The organism is Pirellulales bacterium, from assembly GCA_035533075.1.
GTDB lineage: Bacteria > Planctomycetota > Planctomycetia > Pirellulales > JAICIG01 > DASSFG01.
Window position 1 is genome coordinate 1 of sequence record DATLUO010000234.1, and the last position, 15,841, is coordinate 15,841.

The 15,841-nt window shown below is 64.2% G+C and carries 10 protein-coding genes; 7 read left to right on the plus strand and 3 right to left on the minus strand.

The features are described 5' to 3' along the window. The 3 genes from VNH11_29290 to VNH11_29300 form a co-directional block, all read right to left on the minus strand. The coding region (locus VNH11_29290) for a hypothetical protein (protein ID HVA50479.1) at window positions 1-3,710 on the minus strand (3,710 nt) is incomplete at its 3' end. A gap of 167 nt (window positions 3,711-3,877) precedes the next feature. Further along, on the minus strand, window positions 3,878-4,435 hold the full coding sequence (locus VNH11_29295) for a flavodoxin family protein (protein HVA50480.1): 558 nt from the start codon (window positions 4,433-4,435) through the stop codon (window positions 3,878-3,880). A 273-nt stretch (window positions 4,436-4,708) separates the two neighbouring features. Continuing rightward, complete coding sequence (locus VNH11_29300; protein HVA50481.1) at window positions 4,709-5,509, minus strand: TIGR03000 domain-containing protein; 801 nt, start codon at window positions 5,507-5,509, stop codon at window positions 4,709-4,711. A gap of 271 nt (window positions 5,510-5,780) precedes the next feature. Between VNH11_29300 and VNH11_29305 the strand changes: the two genes are divergently transcribed. From VNH11_29305 to VNH11_29335, 7 genes are all read left to right on the plus strand, one after another. Continuing rightward, window positions 5,781-6,419, plus strand: coding sequence for a cytochrome c3 family protein (locus tag VNH11_29305; protein HVA50482.1), 639 nt, complete (start codon window positions 5,781-5,783; stop codon window positions 6,417-6,419). Between the two features lie 17 nt (window positions 6,420-6,436). Then, window positions 6,437-9,523, plus strand: coding sequence for a 4Fe-4S dicluster domain-containing protein (locus VNH11_29310; protein HVA50483.1), 3,087 nt, complete (start codon window positions 6,437-6,439; stop codon window positions 9,521-9,523). Beyond that, window positions 9,516-10,883, plus strand: coding sequence for an NrfD/PsrC family molybdoenzyme membrane anchor subunit (gene nrfD / locus VNH11_29315; protein ID HVA50484.1), 1,368 nt, complete (start codon window positions 9,516-9,518; stop codon window positions 10,881-10,883). Before VNH11_29310 ends, nrfD begins: the two co-directional genes overlap by 8 nt. Continuing rightward, window positions 10,880-11,410, plus strand: coding sequence for a DUF3341 domain-containing protein (locus VNH11_29320; protein HVA50485.1), 531 nt, complete (start codon window positions 10,880-10,882; stop codon window positions 11,408-11,410). Before nrfD ends, VNH11_29320 begins: the two co-directional genes overlap by 4 nt. Next, window positions 11,407-13,101 (plus strand): c-type cytochrome, encoded by a 1,695-nt coding sequence (locus VNH11_29325; protein ID HVA50486.1) that lies wholly within the window; start codon window positions 11,407-11,409, stop codon window positions 13,099-13,101. The genes VNH11_29320 and VNH11_29325 overlap by 4 nt, the downstream gene beginning before the upstream one ends. A 359-nt stretch (window positions 13,102-13,460) precedes the next feature. Beyond that, the gene (locus VNH11_29330; protein HVA50487.1) at window positions 13,461-15,062 is read left to right on the plus strand and encodes a hypothetical protein; all 1,602 of its coding nucleotides are present in this window, start codon (window positions 13,461-13,463) and stop codon (window positions 15,060-15,062) included. 295 nt (window positions 15,063-15,357) lie between these two features. After that, window positions 15,358-15,840, plus strand: coding sequence for a hypothetical protein (locus VNH11_29335; protein ID HVA50488.1), 483 nt, complete (start codon window positions 15,358-15,360; stop codon window positions 15,838-15,840). Window position 15,841: the final 1 nt, after the last annotated feature.

Here is a 15,841-nt window from a genome sequence, read left to right on the forward strand (position 1 = left end):
CGGTCGCGCAGCTCGTAAAGTGGCCGAGACACCTCCACCTTTACCAGGTCCCAGTTCGGCTCGTTCGAGTGCCGCTTCAGCTCGGCGCGCATGCCGCGGGCACGCTCGCGGATGCGGGCGGCCTCGGCACGCAGTTCCGGACCGTCGACCATCTCTTCCACGTCGCGCAGCCGGTCCGACCAGTCGCGGAAGTCTTCGCCGGCCAGCGGCGACCAGGGCCGGTTGCCCGGCTCGAAGAACGGAGCGAAGCCGCCTGGGCCCGTGGCCGTGTTGGGATTCGACTGGCTGCGATTACCGCCGCGCCGTGAACTTGATTGCTGCTGGCCACCTTGGCCCTGCTGGCCACGGTTGGAGCCGCCGGCTTGTTCGCCCGGTTGATTTCCCTGGGGCATAGGCTGGCCGTCCTGCTGAGGAGCGTCCTCACCAGCCGGTTGATTCGACGACCGTGTCGCGTTCGCTGGCGGCTGGCCCCCGCCGTTTGCCGGCTGCGGCTCTGGATTGCGCTGCTGTTGATTGCCCCCGCCGGGTTGACGTTCAACTTGTTGTTGCGAACCTTCATCACCCTGGTCCCTTTCGCGACCGTCGCGTCGGTCGACCTGACCAGTATTGCGAGCGATCTCGTCGCCAAGCTGATCGGCCAGACGATCGAGCTCTTCACGCGCACGGCGGAGGGCCTCGGTGTCGTCGCCCAGCACGCTCTCGGCCGCTCGCTCGATGCCCTGACGCAACTCGCCGATGCCTTTGCCGGCAATGCGCTCCTGGCCGCGGGCATCGTCGGCCAGTCCGCGCCGCACGGAAAGCTCGGCGGCCTCCAAGGCCCGGTCGAGGTTCTGCTCCTGGATTTTGCGGGCCGTGTCGTAAAGCTGCTCGGCCAACAGCGGTTCGGTCGGCTCCGCTTCTTCGATCGTCTCACGCATGCGATTTAGCAGCTCTCTCAGCCGTTCTTTCTGCTGCGCCAACTCAGCCGGCATCTTTTCGCGGTCGTTGTCGTCTCGCAACGACCTTGTAGGCCCGGCACTCCGTGACGGGGGCGCCAGCCCGTCGCCTGCGGCGACGGGTTCTCCGCCACGGAGTGTCGGAGCTACGGTAGGCTCGGCCAGACGTTCGGCGATCTCGTGCTCTTTTTCGTCCAGCTCGCGGGCACTGTCACGCATTTCGCGCATCTGGTCGGTGAACTGACCCGATGTGCGGCGGCGGAATTCATTTCGCAGATCATTGAAATCGCGTTCGGCGCGCGTGCCCGCCGCGGCGGCCTGCGAAACCCTTTCCTGGTCGAGGGCCTCGCTGGCTCGCTGCACCTGATCGCGGGTCTGGTCGAGCTGCTGCCGCGCGTCGGCCATCCGTTCCTGGTTTTCGGGCTGGTCCATGCGGGCCTTCAGCTCGTCGGTGTCGCGCAGGATCTCCTGTTCCTCTTCACGCAGCCGCTTGAGCTGCCGGCGAATCTCGTCACGCTCCGGCTCGCTCTTGGCCTCTTCCAGAGCCGATTGCAATTCCTTCAGCCGCTCGTTCAGATCGTTCTGACGGCGGGCCAACTCGCCCAACCGATTCAGCACCTGCCGCGTCTCGCGCTCTTGCGTTTGCTGCGGCGACTGTGCCGTGCGCTGTGTCTCATAGCGGTTTTCGTCGTTCTTCAGCTCCAGTTGCTGCAACTGCTGCTGCGAGCGGTTCGAGGCGCCGGCCATCCCGCCACCCTGCTGCCGCTGGCTGCGAATGACGCTGTGCTCGCGGGCACGCAGCTTGAGCAACGCCGAATACGCCGCTTGCTCCGCGGTCAGCGCGGGCTTGAGCGGCCCGACCGCCGGCGCATCATGGGCCGCCTGCAAGTTGTCGAGCGCCTGCTGCATCGCCCGCGTCACTTCGCCCGCGTGCGCTTTCGACTGCGGGTCTTGTAACTTCTCGGCCAGCGACTCGGCCTGTTCCAGGGCCGAAGACTGCGACTCGCGGACCGACTGCACGTCGGGGGCGAACGCGCTCGACGGCTCGGCCGGCAACTCGCGGCGAATCAGTTTCCAGGTGGCGTTGATGATGTCCTTTTGCAGTTGGGCCAGCTTCTCGGCGGCCTGGGCGTTTTCGGCCCCTTGCTGCTGTTGCTGCTGCGAGCCGCCCGGCGGCTGCTGGCCTTGCCTGAAGATTTCTTCGAAGGGCCGGACTTCGGCAAAATACATGTCGCTTTCGGTGCGGCGGGGCTGGCCGTCGGGACCGGCGTCTTCGGCCCAGAAGTGATACGACAGCAATTGGTCCGGCTCCGCCTTGAGGTCCTCGAAGCGAATCACGTGCATCATCTCACGGCGTTCTTTCGCCGCGGCGTTTTCGCCCAGCACCACGTCAGTCGGCTCGCCGCCGGCCAGTTCATAGGTCAGCCCGAACCGCTTCAGCCCAAAATCGTCCCACGCCGTTGCCTTGACTTCGGTCTCTTCCAACGGCGATACCTCCACATCGTGCGCCGGGAAAACCAGCTTCAGGTCGGGCGGCTTGTTGGGCAACACGTTGATGGCAAACTCCACCGGGTTCTTGTTCTGCCGGCCCTTGTCATCGACGAGCCGCAACCGCAACCGCCGCGACTTCTGACACGTCAGCTTGGTCTGCCAGGTGAGCGCGTCGTCATCGGTCGCGGCGAGCGCGATCGGTTCCACTCCTTCTTCGGTCAGCGTGGCCGAGACCACTGCTTTGTTCAGATGGCAGAGTAGCGTCAACTCGGTGCCCTCGACGGCCGAGACGGTGCGCACGTCCTGCACCAGCCGCTCTTCGAGTCCCGTATAGGCGGGATAGACGAGCTTCGCGTCGGCCCGGATCAGTTTGGGATACTCGAACACCGTCACGTGGTAAGTGTCGCTGGTGTGGCCCGTCAGCTCGACGCGATAATCGAGCGGCCCGTCGACCACGGGGATGCGGCCGCCGAACACCGGATCGTCGAGGCTCTTTGACATTTTAAGCACTACGGCACGGCGTTGTTGCGCGTTCTTGGAGGATGGCCTTCCTAGGCCGTCACCCTTGCTACTGGACGGCCTAGGAAGGCCATCCTCCTTTTCTCGTCCGCCAAATGCATAGACGAGCGTCGCCTCGGCCGGTTCGTTTCCCTGAAACCGGGCCAGCACCAGCAGGCTGGTGCCGCGTTCGATCTCGGTGTTGCCTGGTTCGATGGTCACGGAAAACTGGCCGGTCGGCTGCAGGCCGTCCTTCGCCAGCGATGCCGCGGTGGCGCGTTGCGAGACCGACTGCGAGCTGAGCGCCGCCAGCACGAACAGCAGCAGCACGCCGGCCGCCAAGTTGGCGAATATGGCCGTCGCAATCCGCCGCGTGGGCACGACGCCTTGCCAGGCGTGCCCGTAGGCGTGGTTGAGCGCCTGACGAATGACGCGGTCTTGCAGAAAGCCGAAACGTCCGTCGGGCAGCGTGGGCCGCTGTTCCATCGCGGCCAGCAGGCATGAGCCAAGTTCGGGATAGGCCGCTTCGACCCTTCGGGCCACCCAGTGATAGTCGCCCGCCGAGCGAACCGCCAGCCACGTGCAGAGCGCGGCGGTGACGAGTGCCAGGCCGAGAGCCAGCGGCACCGCGCCGGGCGGAAACCAACCGATCGCCCGGTGCAGGCCGAGCATGGCCAGCCCGCACCCCGCGGCCAGCAGCCAGGCAAACGAGAGACCGCGCCAAAACCGCAGACGCCGAAACCGGGCCGCTACTTTTTCGAGTTGTTGGCTAAGGCGGTGTTCCATGAGGCCTTTCCATCACAAAGTTTACGCAGCTTGGAACGCCCCGTAAATGGATCCACGACTTGTCCGTCGCATTGTGGACGCCCTGCCCGAAGAACAACAGTCGAAAGTTGCGGTGCGCCAGTGCTCGTAGCATACCGTCAAGTTAGCAGCCGCGGCGGAGAACGCGATCAGGTAGGTGGCATGCGCACCACGGGCTTGACGAGTGGATGCTGATCATGGCGGCCGCCGACAAAGACGGCGACCCACTCGGCCAAGCGCCGCCCCAGGATACGGCAGGCGGACTTCAACTCATCGCTTCGCGGTTCGCGGGCCGAAACGGCGCCGTAGTGGAGTGTCGTCAATTTGCCGGCATAGTCGGTGACGCCGAAGACCAGGAAGCCAAAGTTCATCAGCACCGTCAGTAGCGATTGGCAGGCCAGTTCCTGACCGCCGCCCCATCCGCCGGACGACGAGAAGGCGCAGGCGATCTTGCCATCGACTTTCATCCAGTGCGGCATCATGGTCTCGTCCCAGAAGCGTTTCATCTTCCAGGAGAGGATGCCCATATTCGTCGGGCTGCCCAGAGCCAGACCATCGCACCACAAGACATCGTCGGCCGTGGCCTCGTCGAGATGGCGCAGCCGAACTTCAATCTCGGGCACCTCCCGCGCTCCCTCGGCGACAAGGGCCGCCATCTTCGCCGTGTTGCCGCTGGCCGAATCGTAGAGGACGAGAACTTTGTTCATCGGTGCGGCGACCAGCGGTCTTTGTTTCTCGCCGGATGTTCCCCATCTCGCTTCGACTTGTTGCTCATCACCCGTGCCTTGTGGTCATGGTAATCAATTTCAGCGCGCAACCATAGGGTCGTTGGCCAATGTGGGCACTGGTGGGCGAGCCGGACGCGACCGAATGCCATTTGACTTGTTCCTGGCGGCCGGTTCCGACGGAGCGACCCCTACCTACGTCTGGGAGACGCTTATGAACGCGCACGACGAAACGCGGCCGAGCACGGCGTCGTTTCAATTGCCGCGGAGCGTCTCTGCCTTCCACAGATAGACGTTGAACTCGCCCCGTTGCGTGTCAACCGCGATCTGCTCGTCGGGCTTGATGTCGGCCATCCGGTGCCCGACCGAAACGACGCGCGCGCCGGGCGGCAGCTTGCGAAGCTGCGGCAACAATTTGGCATTGAGACGCGGCAGCAGGGAGAGTGTGACGACGGTCGGCCCTGTGCTCAGGTCGAGCGTGAAGATGTCGCGCTCGTCAATCGTGACCAGCCGCTGCACGCCGTGTGTACGTACGTTGGCGAGGGATTCCTTGACACGCTGGGGATCGATGTCGAAACCGCATGCCCGGCAGCCGTAGTCCTTGGCCGCCGTCGCCACGATGCGTCCGTCGCCGCAGCCGAGGTCCCAGACCACGTCCTTTCTGGTTATCTTGGCAAGCCGCAGCAGCGCATCGACGACCTTTTGCGGCGTGGGCTCATATTCGACGTCGGTGATGGGCCGTTCGCCCGGCGCGCGCAGGTCGATCGATTCGAAGTCGCCCGGCCGGACATCGATCCGGCGCGTGACCGTGCGCGGACCGTTTGGGTCGGGCACGATCGCCTTGATGGTGTAGACGTACTTGCCGGGCGGCAGCGGCGGCGACACAAAGCGGCGCATCGGCCCCTTCGACTTTGTCTCCTGACCCTCGATCAACAGCCGGGCGCACGGCGGCAGATAGACCTCGACCGTGACGGTCTGCCGATAGTCCTGAGCGGACATACCGGCCGGGATCACGCACGTAACCGTACTCACCGCCAGAATCAAGTTGCGCCACATGGAAACGCCTCTCTGTTTCAGATCGCGTTGGCGATGCAAACGATGTGCCGGACGGCTGAGCACAGCCGCCGGACAACTTAAGAGCGTGCGGTGGTGGCATCGAGCGCTAGGCCGGCACTTTTTCTGACTTACGGTTCGGGTTACTATGGGGCTGATAACGTCGTGCAGACGGGAAGAGCGATCGTCGAGGCTGCGGGCATCGTGCCGAGCCCCATGACTAGAGCTTCGCTAGAAAACACTGTGTGGAGGTTGGTTCTTGGCGAGCCGCTTGATGACAGTCTTCTTGCTCGCGGCGCTTGGTGGGGGCTGCTTCTTGCTGATGCCGCGGCTGAGGAACTATCACCTGCCTGGAAATCAGCAGGGTTACGAGCCCGCCCAGCCCGTCGCCTTCTCTCACCGGCAGCACGCCGGCGAGCTGAGTATTTCCTGCCTCTACTGCCACTTTGGCGCGGAACGCAGCCGGCAGGCAGGTTTGCCCTCCGCCAATCTGTGCATGAACTGCCATCGCTTTGTCACCGCTTCCTGGGAAGCGATGTTCCGTGAGTACTTCGAAGCGCTCCACGCGAATCGACCGGTCCGCCCCGTCGTATCGGCTGAGCTCGCCAAACTCTATGACAGCCTGGGCCTCGACGATCAACTGCTGCCCGATCCCAAGAAAGCGTCAACGCCGACTGCTTGGATCCGCGTCCACAATCTGCCGGCCTATGCCTGCTTCGATCACCGGGCGCACCTGCAAGCGGGCGCAACCTGTCAGCGCTGTCATGGGCCGGTCGAGACCATGGACCGCGTGCGGCAAGTGGAAGACTTGTCGATGGGATGGTGCGTAGACTGCCACCGCAACCCCGGCCTACCGGAAGTGGGCGGCCAACAACGCCAGCCCTCGACCGATTGCGCCGTTTGCCACCATTGACGACAGGAAACGAGCCGATGTCACTCGATGAACAGCAAGAACAACCGCCGCGAGCAGATCGCGGTGGGGGTCCACCGGACGTTGCCCATGCACGCCCGGCACCCGACACGGCCGCGGCGACGCGGCGCGACTTCTTGAAGTTGGCGGGTTTTACCTTTGCCGGCACAGCCCTCAGCGGCTGCGCGCCGAGCGCCGTACGTTACGCCGTGGTGCCCGCCATACAGCCGGACGAGATGGTTCCGGGCAAGTCGTATGATTATGCTTCCACGTGCGCGGCCTGCCCCGCCGCTTGTGGCCTGCTGGTGAAGGTCCGCGACGGCCGGCCGATCAAGTTGGAAGGCAACCCGCAACACCCGCTGTCGCTGGGCGGGCTCTGCGCGGCCGGCCAGGCTTCGCTCCTGGGCCTGTACGATCGGTTCAGGTTGCGACAGCCGTGGCACGACGGAAAGCCGAGCGACTGGCACGTCGTCGATGAGGACATCCGCGATCGGCTTGACGATATCCGCAAACGGGGCCAGGCCGTGCGGTTCTTGTCGGGCTCGCTGGCGGGACCGACGGCGCGCGGGCAGGTCAAGCAGTTCCTGAACATGTTTGCCGACGCTCGGCACGTGGTTTACGACGCGCGGTCCTGCTCGGCCATTCTCGAGGCGCACGCCCACACGCACGGCGTACGGCTGCTGCCACACTACCAGCTCGAAAAAGCGGACGTGATCGTCAGCTTCGACGCCGATTTTCTCGGAACCTGGCTTTCGCCGGTGGAATTCACCGCCGCCTATCAAGCCGCGCGGCGCCTGGCGGATTCAATCCCGAGGTCGTCCTACCATGTGCAATTCGAGTCGCACTTGTCGCTGACCGGCAGCAAGGCCGATCGGCGGTTTTGTGTCGCGCCGGGGGAAGTCGCGTTGGTGATGAGCCACCTGGCGACGCGACTGGCGGAGAAAGCGGGCGTGGCGATCAAGACCGTGCCCTTAGAGCCGCCGCCGGTCTCCGGGCCGTTTCTCGACCAGCTCGCCGAACGGCTGTGCCAGAGCCGCGGCCGCAGCCTGGTGCTCTGCGGCAGCCACGATGTGCAAGAGCAGACGCTCGGCAACCTGCTGAACCATCTGCTGGATAATTACGGTTCGACCGTCGACTTCGAGCGGCCGTCGCTTCAGTGGCAGGTAAACGATGCCGAGTTGGCAAACCTGCTGAGCGAAATCCGCGAGGACAAAGTGGCGGCACTGTTCATCTCGCAGTGCAACCCACTATACGACTTGCCGGACGGGGAGGCGCTGGCCGACGCCTTGCGTCGCGTGCCCCTGGTCGTGAACTGCGCCGAGCGAATGGACGAAACGGCCGCGCTGGCCCGCTATGTCTGCGCGGTGCCTCATTACTTGGAGTCGTGGAGCGATGCGGAACCCGTCGCCGGGTTGGTGAGCCTGGCGCAGCCGACGATTGCTCCGCTGGGCAACACTCGATCGCTGTTGGAAAGCCTGGCCGCATGGATGGGAAAACCACAGAAGGCCGACGAGTTGTTGCACGCGCATTGGGAGCAACACGTCTTTCCACGTTGGCGCGGCGGGGGAACGTTCCAGGATTTCTGGGAGCACACGCTGCACGACGGCTTCGCCCAGGTCGCGCCGCAAGGCGATGAGCGCGCGTCGCCCGCGTCACGCCCCTTCGACGTGGATGCCGTCCGCCTTGTGCCACGTGCGGGCCGACCCGCGGAAGAAGCTTACAGCCTCGTGCTCTATTCGAAGGTTGGTATGCCCGATGCCAGCCATGCCTATAATCCTTGGTTGCACGAACTGCCCGACCCGGTGAGCAAAATCACGTGGGACAACTACGCCTGCCTCTCGCCTGCGACCGCGGCCGGCTTGGGGATGACGAGCGGCGACGTGGTCCGGCTGGAAGCCCCCACCGCGGACGGGCGGCCGACCGTGTTGGAGTTGCCCGTGCTGGTGCAGCCGGGCCAGCACGACGGCGTGGTGGCGGTGGCCTTGGGTTATGGCAGCCGATTGAGCCAGCGTTTTGCCAAGATCGGGCCGGAGTGGCTGCAGGCTCGGCCTACCGTGGGCGCCGACGGCCTGGTGGGAAAGAACGCCGCGGCGATGTTGACCTGGGTCGAAGGGAATCTACGCTGGCTGCGCGAAGGCGTGCGGCTGACGAAGACGGGAGAAACGCACGCCCTGGCGGCGTCGCAAGATTACGACTTGCTTGCCGCGCCCGAGCGCCTGGCGCTCGCCGGCCAAGAGCGGCGGCCGATCGTTCGTGAAATTACGCTTGAGGCCTATCGCACGCAACTCGCTCAGGCGGCCACGGTGCCAGGTGCTGAAGCCGCAATCGCGCCGCGGCCGGCGGAAGCGAACGAGGATCTGTGGCCGGCCGACCATCCCACGACCGGAGCAAAATGGGGCATGGCGATCGACATGAACGCCTGCACCGGCTGTTCGGCGTGCGTGATTGCCTGCCAGACGGAGAACAACATCCCGGTGGTCGGGAAGGACGAAGTGCGGCGGCACCGCGAGATGCACTGGCTGCGCATCGATCGCTACTATCGCGAGCGCGAGGGTGGCGTCGATGTGGCTTTCCAGCCGATGCTCTGCCAGCATTGCGCGAGCGCGCCGTGCGAGGCCGTGTGCCCGGTGTTGGCCACCGTCCACAGCGACGAAGGGCTCAACCAGCAGGTTTACAACCGTTGTGTCGGCACGCGCTTCTGCGCCAACAATTGCCCGTACAAGGTCCGCCGCTTCAACTGGTTCAACTACGCCCACGACGACAACTTGCAAAATCTGGTGCTCAATCCGGACGTCACGGTTCGTTCGCGCGGGGTCATGGAAAAGTGTACGTTTTGCGTGCAGCGGATCGAAGAGGCGAAGATCGAGGCGCGCCGGCTAGGGCAACCGCTGCGCGACGGCGACGTCAAAACGGCCTGTCAGCAGTCGTGCCCGGCACAGGCGATCGTGTTCGGCGACTTGAACGACGCCGCGAGCCGGGTGGCGCGGTTGGCCACCGGTCCACGCAGTTACCGGGTGCTGGAGGAGCTCAACGTGCGGCCATCGGTGAGCTATCTGGCCGTGGTCCGCAATCGCCCGGCCGGTGACGAGGAGCCGCGGCATGGCTGACGCCCCTTGGCCCTCCGAGGCGCCGTTGATCGCCGGCCACAAAACGGCGGCCCAGGTAACCCGTGACATCTGCGCGCCACTGGAGCGCAGCGCCGGCGGCTGGTGGTGGCTGGCGTTCAGCCTCGCATTTTCGGTGCTCTGCCTGGGCGTGGCGGCCGTCTCCTATCAAATTGCCGTCGGCATCGGCACGTGGGGGCTCAATCGCACCGTGGGATGGGCGTTTGACATCACCAACTTCGTGTTCTGGATCGGCATCGGCCACGCCGGCACGCTGATCTCGGCGATCCTCTTCCTGTTCCGCCAGAAATGGCGGACGTCGGTCAACCGCTCGGCCGAGGCGATGACGCTGATTGCCGTGACCTGTGCCGGACTGTTTCCGGTGATTCACATGGGCCGGCCGTGGCTGGCCTATTGGATCGTTCCCTATCCGAATTGGCGCGGGCCGCTGTGGGTCAACTTCCTTTCGCCGCTGGTATGGGACTTTTTCGCCATCGGAACGTATTTTCTGGTTTCGCTGGCCTTCTGGTACATCGGGCTTGTCCCCGACCTGGCCACGCTTCGCGACTCGCTGCGCCGCGGCTGGTACTGCCGTCTCGTGGGATTCTTCAGCCTGGGCTGGAACGGCTCCTGCCGCACGTGGCTCCGCTACGAAGTGGTCTACCTGCTGTTGGCCGGACTGGCCACGCCGCTGGTCGTCTCCGTACACTCGGTGGTCAGCACCGACTTCGCGGTCACGCTGCTGCCCGGCTGGCACTCCACGATATTCCCGCCCTACTTCGTCACCGGGGCGATTTTTTCGGGCATGGCGATGGTGCTCACCTTGATGCTGTTGGCCCGCAAGGCGATGCGGCTTGAAGACTATATCACGTTGCGGCACGTGGAAGCGATGTCCAAGCTGGTGCTGGCGACAAGCTGTCTTGTCGGGCTCTCCTATGCGATTGAGTTCTTTACTGCGTTTTATGCCGGCAATCGATATGAGTCGTTCACGTTCCTGAACCGCGCCTTGGGCCCGCTGGGCTGGGGCTACTGGATCATGGTGGCTGCGAACGTCGTGCTCCCGCAACTTTTCTGGCTGGACCGCGCTCGCCGCAATCTGCTGGCGGTATTTGCGGTTTGCGTGCTGGTCAACGTAGGCATGTGGTTCGAGCGGTTCATTATCATCGTCAGCTCGTTGGAGCGCGATTTCCTGCCGTCGAGTTGGAGCGGATACGTGCCGACGTTGATCGAGCTGGCCACGTTGGCAGGCAGCTTCGGCCTGTTCTTCACCTGCTTTTTGGTTTTTTGTCGGATCTTGCCCGTGATTGCGATGGCTGAGGTCAAGGCGGTTGTCCGAGACGCACATCCGGAGGCGCGCCCATGAACGGGAAGGTTTTTGTGGCAGGCTTCGCCACGGAAGAAGACTTGCGGCACGCCGTGCATGCGGCGCGCGAGCGCGGCTGGACGATCGCCGACGCCTTTGCGCCGTATGCCTTGCACGACTTGCCCGATTTGCTCGGCTGGCGGCGCTCGCGGCTTCCGGTGGCCTGCTTTTTGTGTGGAGCGACCGGCGCGGCCCTGTCGTTGTGGTTCCAGTTTTGGACGACCACGCGTAACTGGCCGCTGAACGTCGGCGGCCGTCCCTGGAACTCGCTGCCCGCGTTTGTGCCGGTGACTTTTGAAAGCATGGTGTTGTTGGGCGGGTTCGGGCTGGTATTCGCCTGGCTGATTCGCTGCCGGCTGTATCCGGGAAAGAAGGCCCTGCTGCCGTTGAGCGGACTTACGGATGATCGGTTTGCTTTGGTGCTCGACATCTCCGATTCGGCCGCAACGATCGCGGAGGTCCGGCAGGCGTTCGAGGACTGCGGCGCAACCGAGTTCGTCGAACCAAGCGAGGAGGCATCCTCGTGAAGGGACGAAGCTGGTTGAACCTGTTTCTTTTGTTGGCCTGCCTGGTCACGGGCATGCTGTGTTGGATCGTGCCCGAGCATGACGCGACCCGGCCGAACTACGACTTTTTGCTGGAAGCGCAGATGGACAGTCCCGTGGCCTATGATTCGTTTTCTCCCAATCCCAACTTTCCCGACGGCCTCACGTTGCGTACGCCGCCGCCGGGCACGATTGCGCGCGGCCGGATTCCGCTGCACTACCAAGCGACGCCACAAGACGCCCTCCGCGCGGGTGACGAGTTGAAGAACCCGTTTGCCGACCACGACGCATCGCGGCTGGAACGCGGCAGCGTCGTCTTCACCAACTTCTGCCAGGTGTGCCATGGGGCAACCGGCGAGGGCAACACGCCGGTGACGCAACGCGGCTTCCCCATGCCGCCTTCGCTCTTGGCCCAACGTTGCCTGCAAATGAAAGACGGACAGATGTTCCACGTGATCACCTACGGCCAAGGCAAAATGCCTCCGCACGCGGCTCAGCTCTCGCAGGACGACCGGTGGAGCGTCGTTTTGCACCTGCGCGTGCTGCAACGAGCCAGCGCCACGAGCGGCGGAGCGGGGGCGGCGCCCGTGCGGCTCGCGGACATGACCGACTTGTTTCGCAACAATTGCGCCGCCTGCCATGGCGAGGACGGCACCGGCAGTATCATTCGCAAGGCACTGCCGCTGATTCCCGACTTCACCAGCCTGGCCTGGCAGACGGCGCAGACCGACATGGCGCTGGTCAATCAGATCGACTACGGCTCGATGCCGCTGATGCCCGCCTTCCGTTACAAACTCAAGCCGAGAGAGATCCTGCAGTTGGCCGTGTACGTGCGCTCGTTCGCGGCACGGTGGGCCGGGGCGCCCGCGGCACTCCCCGCCACGGCCCACGTTTCCGCCGATGCGGTGTATCGCACTTTTTGCTTCGCCTGCCACGACACGACGGGCCGGGGGAATCCCGTCATTCGCCAGATGATGCCGGAGCTGCCCAACTTCACCGCGACCACCTGGGCCAAAACTCGCACGGATGCCGATCTGGCCCATTCGATCCTGGAGGGGAAGGGCAAATTCATGTTGCCCATGAAAGACAAGTTGGGACCGGTCGACGTGAAACAAATGGTGGCGCTGGTCAGAAAGTTCGAGGGAGGCAAGCAAGTCATTGCGGTGGAAGGCCCCAAATTGCCCGGCCCGCCCGCGCCCGCGACCGCGGCGACTCCCTTGGCCATCGTGGGCGGCCATCTTCCCGCCGTGACTTTGCCGGAGGAGCCTCTGGTGGCCCCTTCGAGCGAAACGGCCGCACGAGTCCGCGTTGGGGCCACCATTTTTCGCCAATACTGCATCATCTGCCACGGCCCGGACGGGACCGGCAACGTCATGCGTGAAAGGTTGCCGCCGATCCCAAACTTCACCAACGCCGCTTGGCAGCGACAACATAGCGACGCGCAGTTGTTTGTCAGCATCATGGACGGCAAGGGGACGCTGATGCCCGCCAATCGCGGCCGGCTGACGCCGGACGAGGTGCGCGACCTCGTGCCCTACGTGCGCGCCTTCGGTCCCTCCTTGCCCGGTGGCCGGGGCCCGCTGCCGGAAAGCGAATTCTCGACGGCCTTCCGCCAGTTGGAACGCCAATGGAACGAGCTGGAAACACAATTGGGGGAAGCCAAGAGCCCGTAACGGTCAGTGCTCTAACGGAGGCGCGTCGTCACCGGCCTTGACGTGCGGTGGCGTTTCAGGTAACTCCAGCACCTTCACGTCTTTCCTTCCCACCACCTCGCTCATCAAACGCACCGGCCGGTGTGACCTCGCTCCGCGCGCCGATCGCTCGGAAGCGGTTGCCTGTCGGGCATCGCCGGAGCCAAACGCGGATGCGCCTGCGATACAGCCTCGCGCTCACGGCGGCAATTCTTTGGGCCTGTGGGCGCTCGGCCCAGGCCCAGATGCCGCGCAGCGCGGTACTGTCATCCGCGCCCGCGGCCGCCGACCAGGGTCTTGGCGGTTCCCCGGTCCCGGATCCCAGGCGCGCTCGCCCGTCCGTGCTCCAGACGCCCAGCGCGAGACAACAACTTCTCGTTCAAGAAAAACAAATCGAATCGCTGACCAACACGGTCCAGTCTCTCGGCCAGCGGCTGGATCGATCGCCGTTTCAAAGCGCGCTGTCAGGGGACGGCACGGCACCAGGCACGCCCGCGATCGGCCCCGGACCAGCACCCTTCTTAACCCCGCCAGCCGGGCCGCCCGGCACGACCGAGCTGCGCCAAACGCAGCTCGCCCTGCAAAACCTGAAACAGCAACAAGCGGCCGCACCCCTCGACGCTTCAGCCGAGGAACTGCAAAGGCAACTGGAACTGCAGCGCAAACAGATCGAGGTGTTGGAAAAGATGGTCCGGCTGCTGGCCTCGCAGCTCGAGCAGCAAGGCCCGCTGCTGGCCGATATGCAGACCCAAGTGGCCACGCTCACCGCCCGTTCGCAGCAGGCCGCCCAGCGCGATCGGCAGTTGGCCAGCGGCATCGACAACCTGTCCGACCAATTCGACGCCCAGCAGCGTTATGGCCCGCCCTTGCCGGCCCAGCTCAAACAATCATTTCTGGCCAGCGGCACCAATGAAACGCCCTTGAGCATCTTCAACGCGCTCAGCATGCGCTACCAGTATTTTCCCAGCCAGCGGGGGCTGGGACAGTTCCAGTTCATCGAATATGACCCGATTTTCCTGCTGCAACTGAACAACAGTTTCCTATTCGAGAGCCAGCTCGAGGTCCATCCCGACGGCGTCGAACCCGAATTCGCCCAGATCGACTGGACGGTCAACGATGCGCTGACGGTGGTGGGCGGCCGTTTCATGACGCCCATCGGGGTGTTCAACGAGCGACTGCATTACCTGTGGATCAATCGGTTACCCGATTATCCGATCTTTGCCTGGCAGGTGGTGCCGGCCTTCGACTTCAATCTGAACGGAGTACAACTGCGCGGCGCTAAATACCTGTTTCGATCGTCCTGGAAGGCCGAATATGCCTTCTATATGACCAACGGCTGGGGCGTTCCGGGCCAGGGAGGCCTGGGCGACTTCGCCGATCTGAACGGCATGACCGACCAGAGCAAGAGCATCAACAACGCCGTGGCTTACGGGGGGCGGATCGGCCTCTGGCACCCGGCCAGCGGCTTTTTTGGCGGCATCTCCTACTTTGGCAACAGTCCCTACAGCACAACGTCGGGCACCAACATGACGATTTGGGACCTCGACCTGAACTACCACCAGGGAAACTGGGACTGGCGCTTCGAGGGCGCCCAGACGTTTCAGCAAACCGGCAGTTTCATCGGCAACGACATCGTGCGCCGCGGGTTTTACACGCAGATCGCCTATCGCTTTTACGACGCGCCCACCGAATTCCTCTCGCGGATCGAGGCGGTGTTTCGCTACAGCTATGCCGACATCCGCGGGGTTCCGCTCAATCAACTCGACTTGACGGCGTTCACTTTCCCGAACCAATCGCCCGTCTCGCGCGATCAATACACGGTGGGAGCGAATTACTATATTTACCCGTCCATGGCGATCAGGTGGGCCTACGAATTCAACAAGGAAATCGGCGGCAACCTCAAAGACGACGTGCTGTTGACGAGCTTTACTTGGGGATTTTGATGACGTTCGCCACACGAACCCGAAGCGCCAGCGAGGCCATGTCAAGCGGAAGTGCCGCTTATCGTGCTGCGCGTGTGACGGGACGCCGCGGAGCGGCGCGGGAGTTAAGCCGTGGGCGCCAGCCCACGGTTAGCTTGCCGCGAGTTTGTAAAGCCGCGGAGCGGCGACGGAGCGTGGTGTGCCATTCTCCGTCGCCGCTCCGCGGCTGTGGTGATTTGGCCGACGATGTCCGTGGGCTGGCGCCCACGGCTAAACTCCGTTGCCCCTCCGGGGCAGGCGAAAGCAGAAAGCAAGTATGTTAATCGTCCGAAAGCGCTCGGTCGGCTGGCCGACGCTCGTTTGGCTCCTTTTCGGTGGAGGGCTGGCCCTGCTTGGCTGCCGGAACACGCCCGTCGATTTACAGAACGGCCCGGCGCCCTTGCGCGGGCCGCCGCCCAAGCTCGCCGAGGCGGAGAGCTATGAGGATTCGCTGACCGGCGGCCAGGTGTTCGCCATGTATTGCTCCTCCTGCCATAACCCGCGCCCGCTGGCGGAGCGTCCCTTCTCCAGTTACCAAAACGTGGCGGCGCACATGCGGGTCCGTGCCAACTTGACGGGCAAGGAGTACGCCAAGCTGATGGAGTTCTTGCGGCGCTGGCACGATGTGCCACCGCCTCATCCGCCCCTCGAGCCCCCACCCAAGCGGTTCTTCTTCAACCAGCCGATCCCGGAACAACAAGAGGAGATTCCGGCCCCCAAGCCGATGCCGCCGGTCCCGGTCGCGGTGCCGAGCCGGTGAT

What these genes read in the sequence shown, in the direction of transcription:
- VNH11_29300 (HVA50481.1), bottom strand. Translation starts at nt 5,509, where the DNA reads ATGTGGCGCAACTTGATTCTGGCGGTGAGTACGGTTACGTGCGTGATC.
- VNH11_29335 (HVA50488.1), top strand. Translation starts at nt 15,358, where the DNA reads ATGTTAATCGTCCGAAAGCGCTCGGTCGGCTGGCCGACGCTCGTTTGG.
- VNH11_29310 (HVA50483.1), top strand. Translation starts at nt 6,437, where the DNA reads ATGTCACTCGATGAACAGCAAGAACAACCGCCGCGAGCAGATCGCGGT.
- VNH11_29305 (HVA50482.1), top strand. Translation starts at nt 5,781, where the DNA reads ATGACAGTCTTCTTGCTCGCGGCGCTTGGTGGGGGCTGCTTCTTGCTG.
- nrfD (HVA50484.1), top strand. Translation starts at nt 9,516, where the DNA reads ATGGCTGACGCCCCTTGGCCCTCCGAGGCGCCGTTGATCGCCGGCCAC.
- VNH11_29320 (HVA50485.1), top strand. Translation starts at nt 10,880, where the DNA reads ATGAACGGGAAGGTTTTTGTGGCAGGCTTCGCCACGGAAGAAGACTTG.
- VNH11_29295 (HVA50480.1), bottom strand. Translation starts at nt 4,435, where the DNA reads ATGAACAAAGTTCTCGTCCTCTACGATTCGGCCAGCGGCAACACGGCG.